Source organism: Mycolicibacterium monacense, assembly GCF_010731575.1.
GTDB lineage: Bacteria > Actinomycetota > Actinomycetes > Mycobacteriales > Mycobacteriaceae > Mycobacterium > Mycobacterium monacense.
This window is the reverse complement of record NZ_AP022617.1, coordinates 347239-361748: the sequence shown is the minus strand read 5'-3', so window position 1 is coordinate 361748 and position 14510 is coordinate 347239. Positions and strand designations below refer to the sequence as shown.

The 14510-nt window shown below is 70.0% G+C and carries 14 protein-coding genes; 7 read left to right on the top strand and 7 right to left on the bottom strand.

Annotation, left to right across the window (positions count from 1 at the left end):
• Window positions 1-27: 27 nt before the first annotated feature.
• Window positions 28-594, bottom strand: coding sequence for a cytokinin riboside 5'-monophosphate phosphoribohydrolase (locus tag G6N49_RS01765; RefSeq protein WP_011561386.1), 567 nt, complete (start codon window positions 592-594; stop codon window positions 28-30).
• Window positions 595-620: 26 nt separating this feature from the next.
• Between G6N49_RS01765 and G6N49_RS01760 the strand changes: the two genes are divergently transcribed.
• Window positions 621-2693, top strand: a complete 2073-nt coding sequence (locus G6N49_RS01760) for an ATP-binding protein (RefSeq protein ID WP_011856637.1) — start codon at window positions 621-623, stop codon at window positions 2691-2693.
• A 45-nt stretch (window positions 2694-2738) separates the two neighbouring features.
• Window positions 2739-3347: an ESX-1 secretion-associated protein gene (locus tag G6N49_RS01755; protein ID WP_011561388.1), complete on the top strand. Its 609-nt coding sequence runs from the start codon at window positions 2739-2741 to the stop codon at window positions 3345-3347.
• A 3-nt stretch (window positions 3348-3350) separates the two neighbouring features.
• Here G6N49_RS01755 and G6N49_RS01750 read toward each other — a convergent pair whose 3' ends face one another.
• Window positions 3351-4964: an ABC-F family ATP-binding cassette domain-containing protein gene (locus G6N49_RS01750; RefSeq protein WP_011561389.1), complete on the bottom strand. Its 1614-nt coding sequence runs from the start codon at window positions 4962-4964 to the stop codon at window positions 3351-3353.
• A 102-nt stretch (window positions 4965-5066) separates the two neighbouring features.
• Window positions 5067-6167 carry a succinyl-diaminopimelate desuccinylase gene (dapE, locus tag G6N49_RS01745; RefSeq protein ID WP_011561390.1) on the bottom strand — a complete coding sequence of 367 codons (1101 nt, stop codon included), beginning with the start codon at window positions 6165-6167 and terminating at the stop codon, window positions 5067-5069.
• Between the two features lie 25 nt (window positions 6168-6192).
• Between dapE and dapD the strand changes: the two genes are divergently transcribed.
• A complete protein-coding gene (gene dapD, locus G6N49_RS01740; protein WP_011561391.1) occupies window positions 6193-7140 on the top strand; it encodes a 2,3,4,5-tetrahydropyridine-2,6-dicarboxylate N-succinyltransferase in 948 nt (315 codons plus the stop codon).
• Here the strand turns inward: dapD and G6N49_RS01735 are convergent.
• Both G6N49_RS01735 and G6N49_RS01730 read right to left on the bottom strand, forming a co-directional pair.
• Entirely contained in the window at window positions 7115-8476 is a 1362-nt protein-coding gene (locus tag G6N49_RS01735; protein ID WP_011856638.1) for an MBL fold metallo-hydrolase, read from the bottom strand. The two genes, dapD and G6N49_RS01735, sit on opposite strands and share 26 nt — an antisense overlap.
• An 18-nt stretch (window positions 8477-8494) precedes the next feature.
• Window positions 8495-9268: a sulfite exporter TauE/SafE family protein gene (locus G6N49_RS01730; RefSeq protein WP_011561393.1), complete on the bottom strand. Its 774-nt coding sequence runs from the start codon at window positions 9266-9268 to the stop codon at window positions 8495-8497.
• Between the two features lie 393 nt (window positions 9269-9661).
• Here G6N49_RS01730 and G6N49_RS01720 point away from each other — a divergent pair, with 393 nt between their 5' ends.
• Window positions 9662-9931 (top strand): metal-sensitive transcriptional regulator, encoded by a 270-nt coding sequence (locus G6N49_RS01720; RefSeq protein ID WP_011561395.1) that lies wholly within the window; start codon window positions 9662-9664, stop codon window positions 9929-9931.
• A 32-nt stretch (window positions 9932-9963) separates the two neighbouring features.
• Entirely contained in the window at window positions 9964-10365 is a 402-nt protein-coding gene (locus tag G6N49_RS01715) for a DUF302 domain-containing protein (RefSeq protein ID WP_011561396.1), read from the top strand.
• A 7-nt stretch (window positions 10366-10372) separates the two neighbouring features.
• On the opposite strand, the gene G6N49_RS01710 is transcribed toward G6N49_RS01715, so the two are convergent.
• Together G6N49_RS01710 and G6N49_RS01705 are read right to left on the bottom strand one after the other, a co-directional pair.
• Window positions 10373-10723, bottom strand: a complete 351-nt coding sequence (locus G6N49_RS01710) for a VOC family protein (protein ID WP_011561397.1) — start codon at window positions 10721-10723, stop codon at window positions 10373-10375.
• A complete protein-coding gene (locus tag G6N49_RS01705) occupies window positions 10714-12117 on the bottom strand; it encodes an acyl-CoA synthetase (RefSeq protein ID WP_011561398.1) in 1404 nt (467 codons plus the stop codon). The genes G6N49_RS01710 and G6N49_RS01705 overlap by 10 nt, the downstream gene beginning before the upstream one ends.
• Before the next feature lie 41 nt (window positions 12118-12158).
• On the opposite strand from G6N49_RS01705, the gene G6N49_RS01700 reads away from it, so the two are divergent.
• On the top strand, window positions 12159-12704 hold the full coding sequence (locus tag G6N49_RS01700; protein WP_011561399.1) for an NUDIX domain-containing protein: 546 nt from the start codon (window positions 12159-12161) through the stop codon (window positions 12702-12704).
• Between the two features lie 90 nt (window positions 12705-12794).
• Entirely contained in the window at window positions 12795-14501 is a 1707-nt protein-coding gene (locus G6N49_RS01695; protein WP_197913478.1) for a DUF222 domain-containing protein, read from the top strand.
• Window positions 14502-14510 lie beyond the last annotated feature (9 nt).

Here is a 14510-nt window from a genome sequence, read left to right as displayed (position 1 = left end):
GCGTGCGCACCACCTAACCACGCTCACTCAGAGGCGAGGGGCGCACGCTGCCATCGCCTCGTCGATGTTGTCGACGACGATCAACCGGTCCAGCGCACTGCGGGCGACGTAACCGCTGTCGACCAAACCGTGCAACCAGGCCAGCAGACCCTCGTAGTGACCGATCGGATCGAGCATCACCACCGGCTTGTCATGCATACCCAAATACGCGGCAGTCCAGGCTTCGAAAAATTCCTCGAGTGTGCCGATGCCCCCGGGTAATGACAGAAACGCGTCGGCGCGGTCCTCCATCACCTGTTTGCGCTCACGCATGGTGTCGGTGACGACGAGCTCGTCGGCGTCGACGTCGGCGACCTCCCGGTGCACCAGCGCCTTGGGGATCACCCCGACCGTCCGGCCGCCGTGCGCCCTGGCGGCGTGGGCGAGGGCGCCCATCGCGGAAACGTTCCCGCCGCCGGAAACCAGCGTCCAGCCGCGGTCGGCGATCGCCTCTCCGACGCGAGCGGCCAGGCTCAGCAACCTCTCGTCGGTCGGGCTGGAGGCGCAGTACACACAGACCGCCCACGGGCGGTCGGGTCGATCGGGCACACGCACAACCTAGACGGTCCTACAATCCGGCGGTGCCTGTCGACTGGGTTGTGGCGCCGCACGAACCGGCACTGGAATCCATCGAGGCGGGCGTCCGCACGCGCTCCGGCGCCGTGGTCATCGGCCCGGCCGGGGTGGGTAAGACGACGTTGTTGCGGGCAGCCGCCGAGCGCCTGGGGCCGGGCGGGTCGGTCACGGGAACCGCCTTCGACGCCGCCATCCCGTTCGGCGCGTTCCGCCGTCTGATCGACATCCCGGCCACCGGCAAGACGGCGGCGATCGTGCGCGCGGCGCGCGAGAGACTGCGCGATCAGGTGCTCTACGTCGACGACGCGCATCTGCTCGACCCGTTGTCGGCGACCCTGCTGTATCAGCTCGGGCTGACCGGCACCGCGAGCCTGGTGGTGTCGGTGGCCGCCGGGACGCCGGTGCCCGCGCCGCTCGCGGCACTGTGGGAGGACGATCTGCTGGCCCGCATCGACCTGCAACCGCCGGGGCACGACGACACCCGGGTCGCGGCGCAGGTCGAGTCCTTCATCGCCGATCTCCCGGCGCCGGCGCGGCACGCACTGGAGTACCTGGCGGTCTGCGATCCGCTGCCGGCGGCCGAGTTGCGTGCGCTGGCCGGTGACGAGGCCGTGGTGGCGGCGACGGCTGCGGGTGCGGTCGCCGTCGAGGGTGACGTGGTGCACGCGGGACATCCGTTGTTCGTCGATGCCGTCCGGGACCGGATCGGCGGACCGGACCTGCGCAGGCTGCGCACCGAGGTCGTCGCGCGGCTGTGGGCAGCCCGACCGACCGGCGTCCTGGAGCGGCTGCAGGTGGCGGCGATGGCGCTCGACTGCGACCACGACGTGCCCGCCGCGGAGTTGACGGCCGCCGCCGAGGAGGCGCTGCGGCTCGGTGACCTCCGGCTGAGTGAGCGCCTGGCGCGCGCGGCGCTGCAGGATTCGGGTGAGCTGCGGGCCCGGTTGGCGCTGGGCTACGCGCTCGGCTGGCAGGGCCGCGGACGCGAAGCCGACGAGGTGCTCGCCGCGGTCGACGAAGCCGCGCTCGACGAGGGCGACCTGATGGCGTGGGCGTTGCCGTGCGCGGCGAACCGGTTCTGGATGCTCTCGGAACCCGAACGGGCGACGGCGTTCCTGCGCACGGTGCGCAACCAGGTGGTCAACCCGGCCGCCAGGACGACGATCGATGCGCTGTCGTCGACCTTCGCGATGAACGCGGGTACCCCGGCCCGGGCGGTGGAGATCGCCTCCGAGGTGCTCGACTCCGCGGACGCCGATGACACGGCGATCGGGTGGGCGGCCGCCGCCGCGGCCCTCAGCTGCGCCCGGATGGGCCGGTTCCTCGAGGTCGACGCGCTGGCGGAGCGGGCCGCGGCCGCCGATCACCCCGGCCTGCTGCGCTTCACCACCGGATTCGGGCAGACGACGGCGCTGATGATGTCCGGTGAGCTGGACCGCGCACAGGAACTGGCCCGGCGGATCACCGAATTCGCCGAACTGCAGCAGCCGGGGCGGGCGATCGGCGAGGTGCTGATCGCCGACGTGCTCATCGCCCGCGGCGACGTGGACGGCGCGGCGGCGCTGCTGCGTGACGCGGCAGCGGCCCTCGCACCGACGGGCTATTCGTGGGGCCCGTTGGCGTGGATGCTCCTCGCGCAGGCGCTGGGCGAGCGGGGCGCCGCCGTCGAGGCCGGTAAAGCGTTGGCCCGCGCGGAGTCTCGGCACGGACTCAAGTCGATGCTGTTCGCTCCCGAACTCGGGCTCGGCCGGGCCTGGACGATGTCGGCGCGCCGCGACACCCACGGCGCGGTCGCCGCGGCCCGCGATGCGGCGCGCACCGCCGAGCGGGGTGGTCAGCTGGCGGTGGCGCTACGGGCCTTGCACGTCGCGGTGCGCCTGGGTGATGCGCGCGCGGCCGACCACATGGCCCGCCTCGGCGTCGACTGTGAGTTCGGGCGGATCGCACTCCTGCACGCCAGGGCGTTCACGGCGGCGGACCCGGTCGGGCTGGACGAGGCCGCCGGGGCGTTCGCTGCGATAGGCCTGCAGGGCTCGGCCGCCGATGCCGAGCGGCAGGCCGACGCCGTGCGGGCCTGAGTTTTGCCGCCGTCCGCCCCACCCGGCGGCACTTAAACTGACCCCATGACCGGTGGGCCGCTGTTCGTGCAGACCGATGGTCTGCGCCAGTTCTCGCAGACACATGCCGAGATCGCCGCGGGAGTATCGCAGCTCGTGGGCGGCGCACCGACCGTCGCGGGTGTCGAGGCCTCCCACGGTCAGATCGCCTTCGCGGTCCAGAACGCCCTCACCGGCCTGCTCGGTGCGCGGCAGGGCACTTTGCAGACCACCGCCCGAAGCGGTGACAAGATCGCCGAGCTGCTGCAGAAGGCCGCCGCCGCCTACGACAAGGGCGACGAGCGCTCGGCGGGCAAGCTGAAGGCCGCGATCGAGGGGGCCGGCGGCCCCGGCGGCCCGGCCAGTGGCGGCGGCGGGGCGAACACGGCAGCCGGTGCGACGGGAGCGATCGGCCAGGCACTCGGGCAGCTCGGCCAGATGGGTCAGCAGGGCAGCGGCGCGGTGCAGGGTCTGGTGCAGGGGTTGCAGCAGGTGCCGCAACAGGTCATGCAGGGAGTCCAGCAGATCGTCCAGGCGGCGACGGGCGCCGCCGGTGCGGGCGAGTCCGAGAGGGCGCCGGTGGAAGAGAACCGCGACGGCGGGCCCGACGCGCCGACCCCCACCCAGCAGGTCTGACCCTCACCTCTCGACCAGCACCCCATCGGCCAGGCGAAGCCACCGGTCCACGCCGATCTGGGCCAGGAACCGCTCGTCGTGGCTCACCACCACGAACGCACCCCGGTAGGCATCGAGGGCCGATTCGAGCTGGCCGACGCTGACCAGGTCGAGGTTGTTGGTCGGCTCGTCGAGCAGGAGCAGCTGCGGCGCAGGTTCGCCGTAGAGCACGCACGCCAGCGTCGCCCGCAGCCGCTCGCCGCCCGAGAGCACCGACACCGGCAGATGGATGCGGTCACCGCGGAACAGGAACTGCGCCAACAGGTGTCGGCTTCTGGTCACGGTCATGTCCGGCGCGAAGCGGGCCAGGTTCTCGGCCACCGACAGGTCGTCGTCGAGCAGGTCCAGCCGCTGGGAGATGTAGGCGGTTCGGCCGTCGGCGCGCTGCACGGCACCCGCGTCGGGCTCGACGGCGCCGGCGATGATCCGCAGCAGCGTGGATTTGCCCGCCCCGTTCGGTCCCGTGAGGGCGGCCCGCTCCGGCCCCCGGAGCGAGAGGTCGATTCCGTTGTCCGCGAACAGCTCCCGGCCGCCGCGGGCGATGCGGAGCCCGTGCCCGGCGAACAGGTTGCGGCCGGCGGGCACCTCGGTGTCGGGCAGGTCGAGCGCGATCGCATCGTCGTCACGCAGCGAACGCTCGGCGTCCTCGACCCGAACCCTGGCGTCACCCACCCGCCTGGCGTGTACGTCGTCGGCCCTGCCTGCGGACTCCTGGGCCCTGCGCTTCCTGGCCCCGGCGAGGATCTTCGGCAGACCCGCGTCGGCGAGGTTGCGCACCGCGGTGTTCGAACGCCGCCCCGCGCGCTCGCGGGCCTCCTGCATCTGACGCTTCTCGCGTTTGAGCTGTTGCTCGGCGTTGCGGAGGTCGCTTTCGGCGGCCTGCTGCTCGGCTGCCACCGCCTCCCGGTAGGCGGTGAAATTGCCGCCGTAGAAGACGATTTCGCCACGGCTCAGTTCGGCGATCCGGTCCATCCGGTCGAGCAGCACCCGGTCGTGGCTGACCAGCAGCAGGGTGCCGGCGAAATCGTCGAGCGCGGCGTACAGCGCGTTCCTGGCGTCGGCATCGAGGTTGTTAGTCGGCTCGTCGAGCAGCAGCACGTCGGGCCGCTCGAGGAGTTTCGCCGCCAGGCCCACGGAGACGATCTCGCCGCCGGACAGCGTTTCGAGGCGACGGTCGAGCGCTACGTGCGCGAGCCCCAACCGGTCCAGTTGGGCGCGGGCGCATTCTTCGGCATCCCAGTCGTCGCCGATGGCCGTGAACACGTCGTCACCGGCATCACCTTCGGCGAGTGCGTTCAGCGCGGCGATCACCGGAGCGACACCGAGCACGTCGGCGACGGTGAGGTCGGCCGCCAGCGGCAGGGTCTGCGGGAGGTGACCGAGTGTCCCGGTGACGCTCACGGTCCCGGCCGACGGCGACAACTCCCCCGCGATCAGCCGCAGCAGAGTGGATTTGCCCGCACCGTTGGGCGCGACCAGGCCGGTGCGGCCGTCACCGAAAGAGGCGGTCAGCTCGCTGAAAACCGTGGTGCCGTCGGGCCAGGCGAACGACAGGGAGGAACAGACGATCGATGACATGCGGGGACTTTCGAGGAGGGTACGAGTACGGACGAGCAGGTTTTCCGGATCACCCGGAGATGTCGTCGTCTCCCCACATGTCTTCGAGGGTAAGTCAGCGCGTCAAGCGGTTAAATACCGGCGCAGCACCTCGGTGGTCGCGGTGATCTGGCCGACGTCGACCCGTTCGTCCGCGCGGTGGGCGAGGTTCGGATCCCCCGGACCGTAATTGACGGCCGGGATCCCCAGCGCCGCGAACCGCGCCACGTCGGTCCACCCGTACTTGGCCCGCGCCTGTCCGCCGGCGGCCTCGACCAGCGCCGCGGCCGCCGGCCTGGTCAGCCCCGGCAGGGCTCCGGCGGCGGCGTCGGTCTGCTCGACGGTGACGTCGAGTCCGTCGAGGACCTCGTGGACGTGGGCCAGCGCCTGGTCGACGGTGCGGTCGGGGGCGAAGCGAAAGTTGACGGTGACCGAGGCGGCGTCGGGGATCACGTTGCCCGCGATGCCGCCGTCGATGCGCACCGCGGAGAGTCCCTCGCGGTAGACGCAGCCGTCGATGTCGATGCTGCGGGCCTGGTAGGCGGCCAACCGGTCGAGGACCGCGCCGAGTTTGTGAATGGCGTTGTCGCCCAACCAGGATCGCGCGGAGTGCGCCCGGGTTCCGGTGGCGCTCACCACGACTCGCAGCGTGCCCTGGCAGCCGGCCTCGATGAAACCGCCGGACGGTTCGCCGAGGATCGCGACGTCGGCCTGCAGCCACTCGGGCAGTTCGCGTTCGATGCGGCCGAGCCCGTTGGCCGACGCCTCGATCTCTTCGCAGTCGTACATCACCAGCGTGAGGTCGTGTGCGGGGTCGGCGACAGTGGCGGCGAGGTGCAGGAACACCGCGTCCCCGGACTTCATGTCGGAGGTGCCGCAGCCGTGCAGCTCGTCACCGACCCGGCGGCTGGGGACGTTGTCGGCGGCGGGCACGGTGTCGATGTGCCCGGCCAGCAGCACGCGTGACGGGAGCCCCCGGTTGGTGCGGGCCAGCACCGCGTCGCCGTTGCGGATGATCTCGAAACCGTCTGTCTGTTCGCGCAGTGCGGCCTCGATCTCGTCGGCGATGCGCTGCTCGTGGCGCGACTCGCTGGGGATGTCGACGAGTGCGGCCGTCAGCTCGACCGGGTCACCACGGAGATCCAGCGATGAGCCGCTTGCGCGAAGAGCCGATGATGGGGCCATGAGGTCAACGGTAATCTCTAGCTCCGTGACTTCTGCTGCAGGAATCGGCCTGGCCACCATCGCCGCCGACGGAACCGTCCTCGACACCTGGTACCCGGCGCCCGAACTGGGCGCCGACCTCGGCGAGTCCGGGACCGTCCGCCTGTCGGTCGCCGAGGTTCCGGCCGAACTCGGTGAGCTCACCGGCCGCGACGAGGACCGCGACGTCGACATCGTCGTCGTGCGCACGGTCATCTCCTCGCTGGAGGACAAGCCGGCCGACGGCTATGACGCCTACCTGCGGTTGCACCTGCTGTCCCACCGGCTGATCCAGCCGCGCGGCGCCAACCTGGACGGCGTCTTCGGGGTGCTGGCCAACGTGGTGTGGACCAACTTCGGGCCGTGTGCGGTCGAGGGCTTCGAGACCGTGCGCGCCCGGTTGCGGCGCCGCGGGACCGTGACCGTGTTCGGGATCGACAAGTTCCCGCGGATGGTCGACTACGTGACGCCGACCGGTGTGCGGATCGCCGACGCCGACCGGGTGCGCCTGGGTGCGCACCTCGCGCCGGGGACGACGGTGATGCACGAGGGTTTCGTGAACTACAACGCGGGCACGTTGGGCTCGTCGATGGTGGAGGGCCGGATCTCGGCGGGCGTGGTGGTCGACGACGGATCCGACGTCGGTGGCGGCGCGTCGATCATGGGCACCCTGTCCGGGGGCGGCAAAGAGGTCATCTCCGTCGGCAAGCGCTGCCTGCTCGGCGCGAACGCCGGGCTGGGCATCTCGCTGGGTGACGACTGCGTGGTGGAGGCGGGGCTGTACGTCACCGCGGGCACCAAGGTGCAGACGTCAGACGGGCAGACGGTGAAGGCGCGTGACCTCTCCGGTGCAAACAACCTGCTGTTCCGCCGTAACTCCGTCTCCGGTGCCGTCGAAGTGGTCCGGCGCGACGGCACCGGTGTCACGCTCAACGAGGCGCTGCACGCGAACTGAGCGGCAACTGACCGGCGTTGCCGAAGTCGTCGTCGATCAGCACGACATCGTGGCCGGCGCGGTCGAGGTACGACGCCGCGATGGACGACCGGTAACCCGAGGCGCAGTGCACCCAGATCGTTCCCGCGGGAACCTCGTCCAGCCGTTGCGGGAGTTCGTGCAGCGGGATGTTGACCGCGCCCCGGACGTGGTCTTCCTCGTATTCGCCGTGCTGCCGCACGTCGAGTACCGCCACCGTGTCATCGTCCAGATGCTCTGCCAGACCGGCGAAGTCGGACACTGCATAGCTGCCGACCTCGGCCCCGTCGCGCAGTTCGTCGATGTCGCCGGTGGCCGAACCGGTCAGGCGGTCCACCCCGATGCGCACCAGTTCCCGTTTGGCGTCGGCGATCTGGTCCTGCGACTCCCCGATCAGCGTCACCGGGGCGCCCCACTCGTAGAGCCAGCCGAAGTAGCTGACGAACGATCCGGACAGCTCGAAACCCAGCGTCCCCTGCAGATGTCCTGCGGCGAACGCGGTGCGGTTGCGCAGATCGACCACCCACTCACCGGCCTCGATCCGGCGGCGTAGTTCGGCCGGATCGACCGGTGCGGGCGGTGTGAGGTCCACCGGTGCAGGGCCTTCGCGGTTGATCACGCCCATGTGCGCGTAGTAGGCGGGGTACGCCTCCAGTCCGGCGAGCAGTTCGTCGACGAAGCTCTGTTCGTCCTTGGTGAGCGCCGGATTCGCCTGCCACTGTTCGCCGATGGTCGACGCGTCGCCGGAAGCCGGTGTCGCCGAGCAGAAACTGCCGAATCCATGGGTCGGGTAGACGACCGTGTCGGCGGGCAGCCGGTCGGCGATCTTGCGCACCGAGTGGTATTGCGCGTGCGTGAGCTTCTCGGTGTCGTCGGGCCCGACGAGATCGGTGCGTCCGGTGGTGCCGAACAACATCGAGCCTCCGGTGAAGACGCCGTGGACCGTTCCGGTGTCGTCGCTCAGCACATAGCTCACGTGGTGGTGGGTGTGCCCCGGTGTGTGGAGGACCTCCAACCGGATCGGCCCGGCATCGATGACGTCACCTTCGGTGACGGCGCGCCTGGGGTAACCGACGTCGTCGCCCGCGGGCACCACGTATTCGGCACCGACCGTGCGGGAGAGCTCCAGGCCCCCGGTCACATAGTCGTTGTGCAGGTGGGTCTCCAACACATGGGTGATCCGCGCCTGGCGCTCGTCGGCGAGTGCGAGTACCCGGTCGATGTCGCGCTGCGGATCGACGACGACGGCGGTGTCGCGGTCGCTGATCAGGTAGCTGCGATCCCCGAGGCCGGAGGTTTCGATGATGGAGACGTGCATGTGATTTCCCTTTCTACGTCACTGTAGGAAGACGGTGTCGACGATTACGTATGCGGCAACGGCGAATACGAGGTAGGCGAACCACCGCTGCAATCGGGTGGTGTCGACCTTGGTGCCGAGATGTCCGGCCACCAGCGACGCCGCCATCGCGGCGGCGACGAACACAGCGATGACCGTCCAGTCGACGGTGATGGCGCCGAGATGCGAGAAGATGCCGGCGACGGAGTTGGCGGTGATGATCAGCAGCGATGTGCCGACGGCGACTGACATCTCGACGCCGAGCACCACCACGAGCGCGGGGATGATGAGGAACCCGCCACCGACGCCGAACAGGCCGGTCAACAGTCCGACCAGCAGGCCGGCGCCGATCGACCGGGGTGCGCAGCGGCGCCAGTTGACCCGGCCGGCTTCGACCTCGCATGCCGTGCCGGTGTTCTCCTGGTCGGTGAGCATGCGGATCCCGGCGAACACCATCACCGCCGCGAATCCGATCATCAGCGCCGGCTGCGGTAGATGCCTGCTGATCGCGCTGCCCGCGACGGTCGCCGGGATGCCCGCCGCCGCGAAGATGCCGGCGAGCCGCCACTGCACCTGTCCGGCACGGATTTTCGGCAACGCCCCGACTGCGGAGGCGGTGGCGACGACGATGAGCGAGATGGGGATGGCCTGTTCGATCCCGAGGCCCATCCCGTAGACCAGCGCCGGAACGGCGAGGATCGAACCGCCGCCGCCGAGCAGCCCCAGCAGAACGCCGATCAGCGCACCGAGGCCCAGGCCTATCGCCACCGCCATATGACTCCCTCTACCCGATCACCGGCGCCAGAACCGGCCGGCGGTCCGGCGTGGGGTTTCGGTCACTCGCTCACAGCGACAACGGTCCGCGGTCGGAACCGACCGCATCACGTCGTCGACGTGCTGGCCGCAACCGTCCCACGTGGTCTTGCCGCAGGACGGGCACGTGACGGCGTAACACATCTGCCTCTCCTTCTCTGGTCGGACTGGTCGCCGGGGCATCCTGCAGCGTTCGCCCATGGATACCCCGATCGGTATGTTCTACAATACCCCATAGGGTATTTATTCCGGGCCCGGTCCGCGCTATCCGCGGTCGCCGTCCCGCCGGCGGTGCGCTGACCTGGACGTATACCCCCACCGGTAACATGGAGCGACGGAACGAAAGGAACAGCCATGGTCGGCGACCAAGAAGCCATCGACGCGGTCCTCAATCGGCTCCGCCGGGCCCAGGGCCAACTCGGCGGCGTGATCTCGATGATCGAGCAGGGCCGCGACTGCAAGGACGTCGTGACACAACTCGCGGCGGTGTCTCGCGCACTCGACCGCGCCGGATTCAAGATTGTGGCCACCGGATTGCGGGAATGCGTTGCGGGTGAGGGTGCCGACGGGAGAGACCCGATGTCGGTCGCCGAGCTCGAGAAGTTGTTCCTCGCACTGGCCTGATACATCGACAAAGGACGACAAAGGAGTCGTAGATGAGTATCGCATTGTCCACCAGCCTGAAGACGAACTTCGACGACGCGGTGACCCGCACGCGGGAAGCGTTGTCGGAACAGGGTTTCGGTGTGTTGACCGAGATCGACGTCAAGTCGACGCTGAAGGCCAAGCTCGACGAGGACATGGAGAACTACCTGATCCTCGGCGCCTGCAATCCCCCGCTGGCCCACCGTGCGATCGGCGTCGACCGGCAGATCGGCCTGCTCCTGCCGTGCAACGTGGTGGTGCGCAGCGATCCCGACGACCCGCAGACCACGCTGGTCGAGGCGATGAACCCACAGCTGCTCGTGGACGTCACCGGCGAACCGCAGCTGCAGCCGATCGCCGAAGACGTCACCAAACGGCTGCAGGCGGCGATCGACGCGCTGGCCGCCGGCTGACGGCGCTTCAGCTCTGCGCAGCGAGCACGCAGAACTCGTTGCCCTCGGGGTCGGCCAGCACCACCCAGCTCTGCTCGCCCTGCCCGATGTCGACGCGGCGGGCGCCCAGTGCGAGCAGCCGGTCGACCTCGGCCTGCTGATCGTCGGGGGTGAGGTCGACGTGCAGGCGGTTCTTGACCACCTTCTCGTCCGGCACGGCGAGGAACAAGATGTTCGGGCCGGCACCTGAGGGCGGCCGCAGGATCACGTCACCGTCGTCGGTGACTTCCTGGGCATATCCGAGGACCTCGGCCCACCAGCCCCCGAGCGCGTGGATGTCGGCGGCATCGACACACAGATCGGTGAACCTCAAACCCATTGCGTCAGCTCCTTCTTGAGCACCTTGCCCATCGCGTTGCGGGGCAGGCTGTCGACCATGCGGACTTCCCGGGGCCGCTTGTGCACCGAGAGTTGTTCGGCGACATAATCGATCAACGCCTCGGGTGTCGCATCACCGACGACGAACGCGACGATGCGCTGGCCGAGATCGTCGTCGGGCATCCCGACCACCGCGGCCTCGGCGACGCCGTCGTGGCCGAGCAGGACCGTCTCGATCTCACCGGCCCCCACTCGGAAGCCGCCCGTCTTGATCAGGTCGACCGACTCACGGCCGACGATGCGGTGCATACCAACCCCGTCGACAACAGCGACGTCACCGGTGCGGTACCAACCGTCCACACCCAGCACATCGGCCGTCGCATCCGGCCGGTTCAGATATCCGTCGAACAACGTCGGGCCGCGAACCTCTAGGCGCGCAATGGTTTCGCCGTCGTGGGGCACCGGTGCGCCGTCGTCGCCGACCAGGCGGGTCTCCACCCCGGCCAGCGGGAGTCCCACCCAGCCGGGCCGGCGCTCCCCGTCCGCGCGGGTGCTCAGGGTGATCAACGATTCGGTGCTGCCGTAGCGCTCGACCACCTCGTGGCCCGTCGACGCCGCCAACCGGTCGAACACCGGGACCGGCAGCGGCGCACTGCCCGAGACGAGCAGCCGCGCCGTCGCCAGTGCGCGGGCGGCGTCGTCGTCGGCGGCGATGCGGGACCAGACCGTCGGCACCCCGAAGTACAGCGTGCCCTGCGCCTGTGCGTAGGCCTCGGGGGTGGGCCGACCGGTGTGGACGAACCGGTTCCCGATGCGCAGCGAACCGAGAAGTCCGAGCACCAGCCCGTGCACGTGGTAGAGCGGCAACCCGTGGACGAGGGTGTCCTCGGCGGTCCACTGCCACGCCTCGGCGAGCGCATCGAGGTCGGCCGCGATCGCGCGGCGGCTGATGACGACGCCCTTGGGCGGGCCCGTCGTGCCGGAGGTGTAGACGATCAGCGCGGCCGAGTCGGGATGCGGTTCGGCGTAGCGGTGCCAGGACCGGGCGTGCAGGCGGACGGGGATGTGCGGCAGCTCAGTGTCCTCGGGCTTGTCGCCGAGCCACGCCTGCGCGCCGGAATCGGTGAGGATGTGGCGGCGTTCGGCCACACCCACGTCGGCGGGCACGGGCACGACGGGCACGCCGGCGATCAGGCAGCCGGTGATCGCCAACACCGTCGCGGGCGTCGGCGTTGCCAGCACCGCGACCCGCTGCGCACCGCCGACCCGCTCGGCGACCGACGTGGCCGCCCCGACCAGATCGCTACGGCTGAGCACCGCCTCCCCGATCGTGACGGCGTCGGCGATATCGGCGCCTGCGGCGACCGCGGCGGGGTTCAGCGAGGTCAGCAACACGCCGACGAGGCTACTCGTCCGGGCTGGGCAATACTGGTCGCGTGGATTCGATCCGGCAGGTGTCGTCGCGCGAGGTGTACCGCAACGACTGGCTGACGTTGCGCGAGGACGACATCCAACGCCCGGACGGCAGTGACGGGATCTACGCCGTCGTCGACAAGCCGAACTATGCGCTGGTGATCGCCTGTGACGGTGACCGGCTCAAGCTGGTGGAACAGTTCCGCTACCCGCTCGGGTTGCGCCGGTGGGAGTTCCCGCAGGGCACCGCCCCGGGGCGGGCCGATATGGAGCCGCTCGACCTGGCTGCGCGGGAGTTGCGGGAGGAGACGGGACTGCGGGCCGGGACCGTCACCACGCTGGGCCTGCTCGACGTCGCGCCGGGGATGAGCAGCCAACGCGGCTGGGTCTTCCTCGCCACCGACCTGACCGAGGGCGACCACGACCGTGAACACGAGGAGCAGGACATGCGCAGCGCCTGGTTCACGCGCGACGAGTTCGAGCGGATGGTCGCCGACGGAGAGATCACCGACGCCCAGAGCATCGCGGCGTACGGGATGCTGCTGCTTCGGGAGCGCTTACTCGGCTGAGTCATCCCGGTTGTCCCCAGCGGTGAATTCATCCACAGGCGTGGGGTTTTCGGGGGTTGCGTGTCAGACCCGTCTGTCAGAATCGAAGACATGTTCGATGGTTCGTTGCCCGGGATCGGCGACTTCTCCGCGCTCAGTGACGCGGAGTTGGTGGCCGCCTCGGCCGGCTGGGGACGCGCCGAAAACGCGGCCGCCGCCCGCAAACTGGCCGCCATGGCCGAACTGTTCCGCCGCCGCACCGGCTGCGACACCGCCACCGACCGCCACAACTGGTTCGTCGACCCCGACGCCAACGCCGTCAGCGAACTGGCCGCCGCCCACAACATCACCGAACGCCTGGCCATGTTCCAAACCCACCGCGCCGTCGCCCTGGCCGACCGACTCCCCCAGGTCGCCGCCCTGTTCACCGCCGGACTGATCACCGACCTGCTGGTCCGCGCCATCGTGACCCGCACCGCCCTGATCACCGACCCCACCCTGATGGCCGCCGTCGACACCGACCTGGCCGCCCAGATCACCAGCTGGGGACCCCAATCAGAAAAGAAGACCCTCGCCGCCATCGACGCCATCGTCGAAACCCACGACCCCGGCGCGCTACGGCGGGTCAAAGACGCCGAAAACGACCGCGGCCTGCAATTCGGCTTCATCAGCGACGCCGCCGGCTTCATGACCGTCTGGGCCCGCATGTACGCCCCCGACGGCGCCGCCTTCGAACAACGCGTCACCGACATGGCCCACACCGTCTGCGACGAGGACCCCCGCACCGCCGACGAACGCCGCAACGACGCCCTGGCCGCCGTCGCCACCGGCACCCACCTGCGCTGCGAATGCCCCAACCCCGACTGCCCCGGCCACCGCGACACACAACCCACCAAAGACGTCGTCGTCCACATCGTCACCACCGAAGAAACACTCGACGCCGCCCGCACCCAAACCGAAACGCAGCCCGAACCCGAAGCGGAACCGCACGCGGAGACTGAGCCCCAGCACGAGCCGGAGGCCGAAGACGAGGCGCAGCCGGAGCCCGAGGCGGAGCCGCAAGCGGAGCCTGAGCCAGAGCCGGAGGCCGAAGCGGGGCCGACCCCCGAGGCGGAGGCTGAAGCGACGCCGGAACCGGAAGCGACCCCCGAGGCGGAGGCGGCGCCCTTGGCCGAGGCCGCTGCGCAACCACCGTCGGCCCCGCAGCAGTCAGCCTGCCGCGCACCGGCATTCGTCATCGGCGCCGGAGTCACCAACCCCACCGTGCTCGCCGCCTTCCTCCGCCGCGCCCGCCTCCGCACCATCCAGCACCCCGGCAACGCGCCACCCGAACCCCACTACCGACCCTCGGCAGCCCTGCAGGACTTCGTGCGCTGCCGCGACCTGACCTGCCGATTCCCCGGCTGCGACGCCCCGGCCACCCGCTGCGACATCGACCACACCGTGCCCTGGCCGGCCGGACCGACCTGCGCCGCCAACCTCAAATGCCTGTGCCGAAAACACCACCTGCTCAAAACCTTCTGGACCGGTGAAAACGGTTGGCGCGACGAACAGTTCACCGACGCCACCATCGTGTGGACCTCCCCGAGCGGGCAGACCTACACCACCCGCCCCGGCAGCGCGCTGTTGTTCCCGACCCTGTGCACCCCGACCGCCGAGGCGCCGATCCAACCCACCGAGACCACCACCACCGACCGCGGCCTCAAAATGCCCAAACGCCGCCGCACCCGCGCCCAAAACCGCGCCCGCCGCATCCAAGAAGAACGCCGACTCAACGACGACCTCGTCGCCGAACGCAACAAACCACCCCCGTTCTGAGGTTCGGCG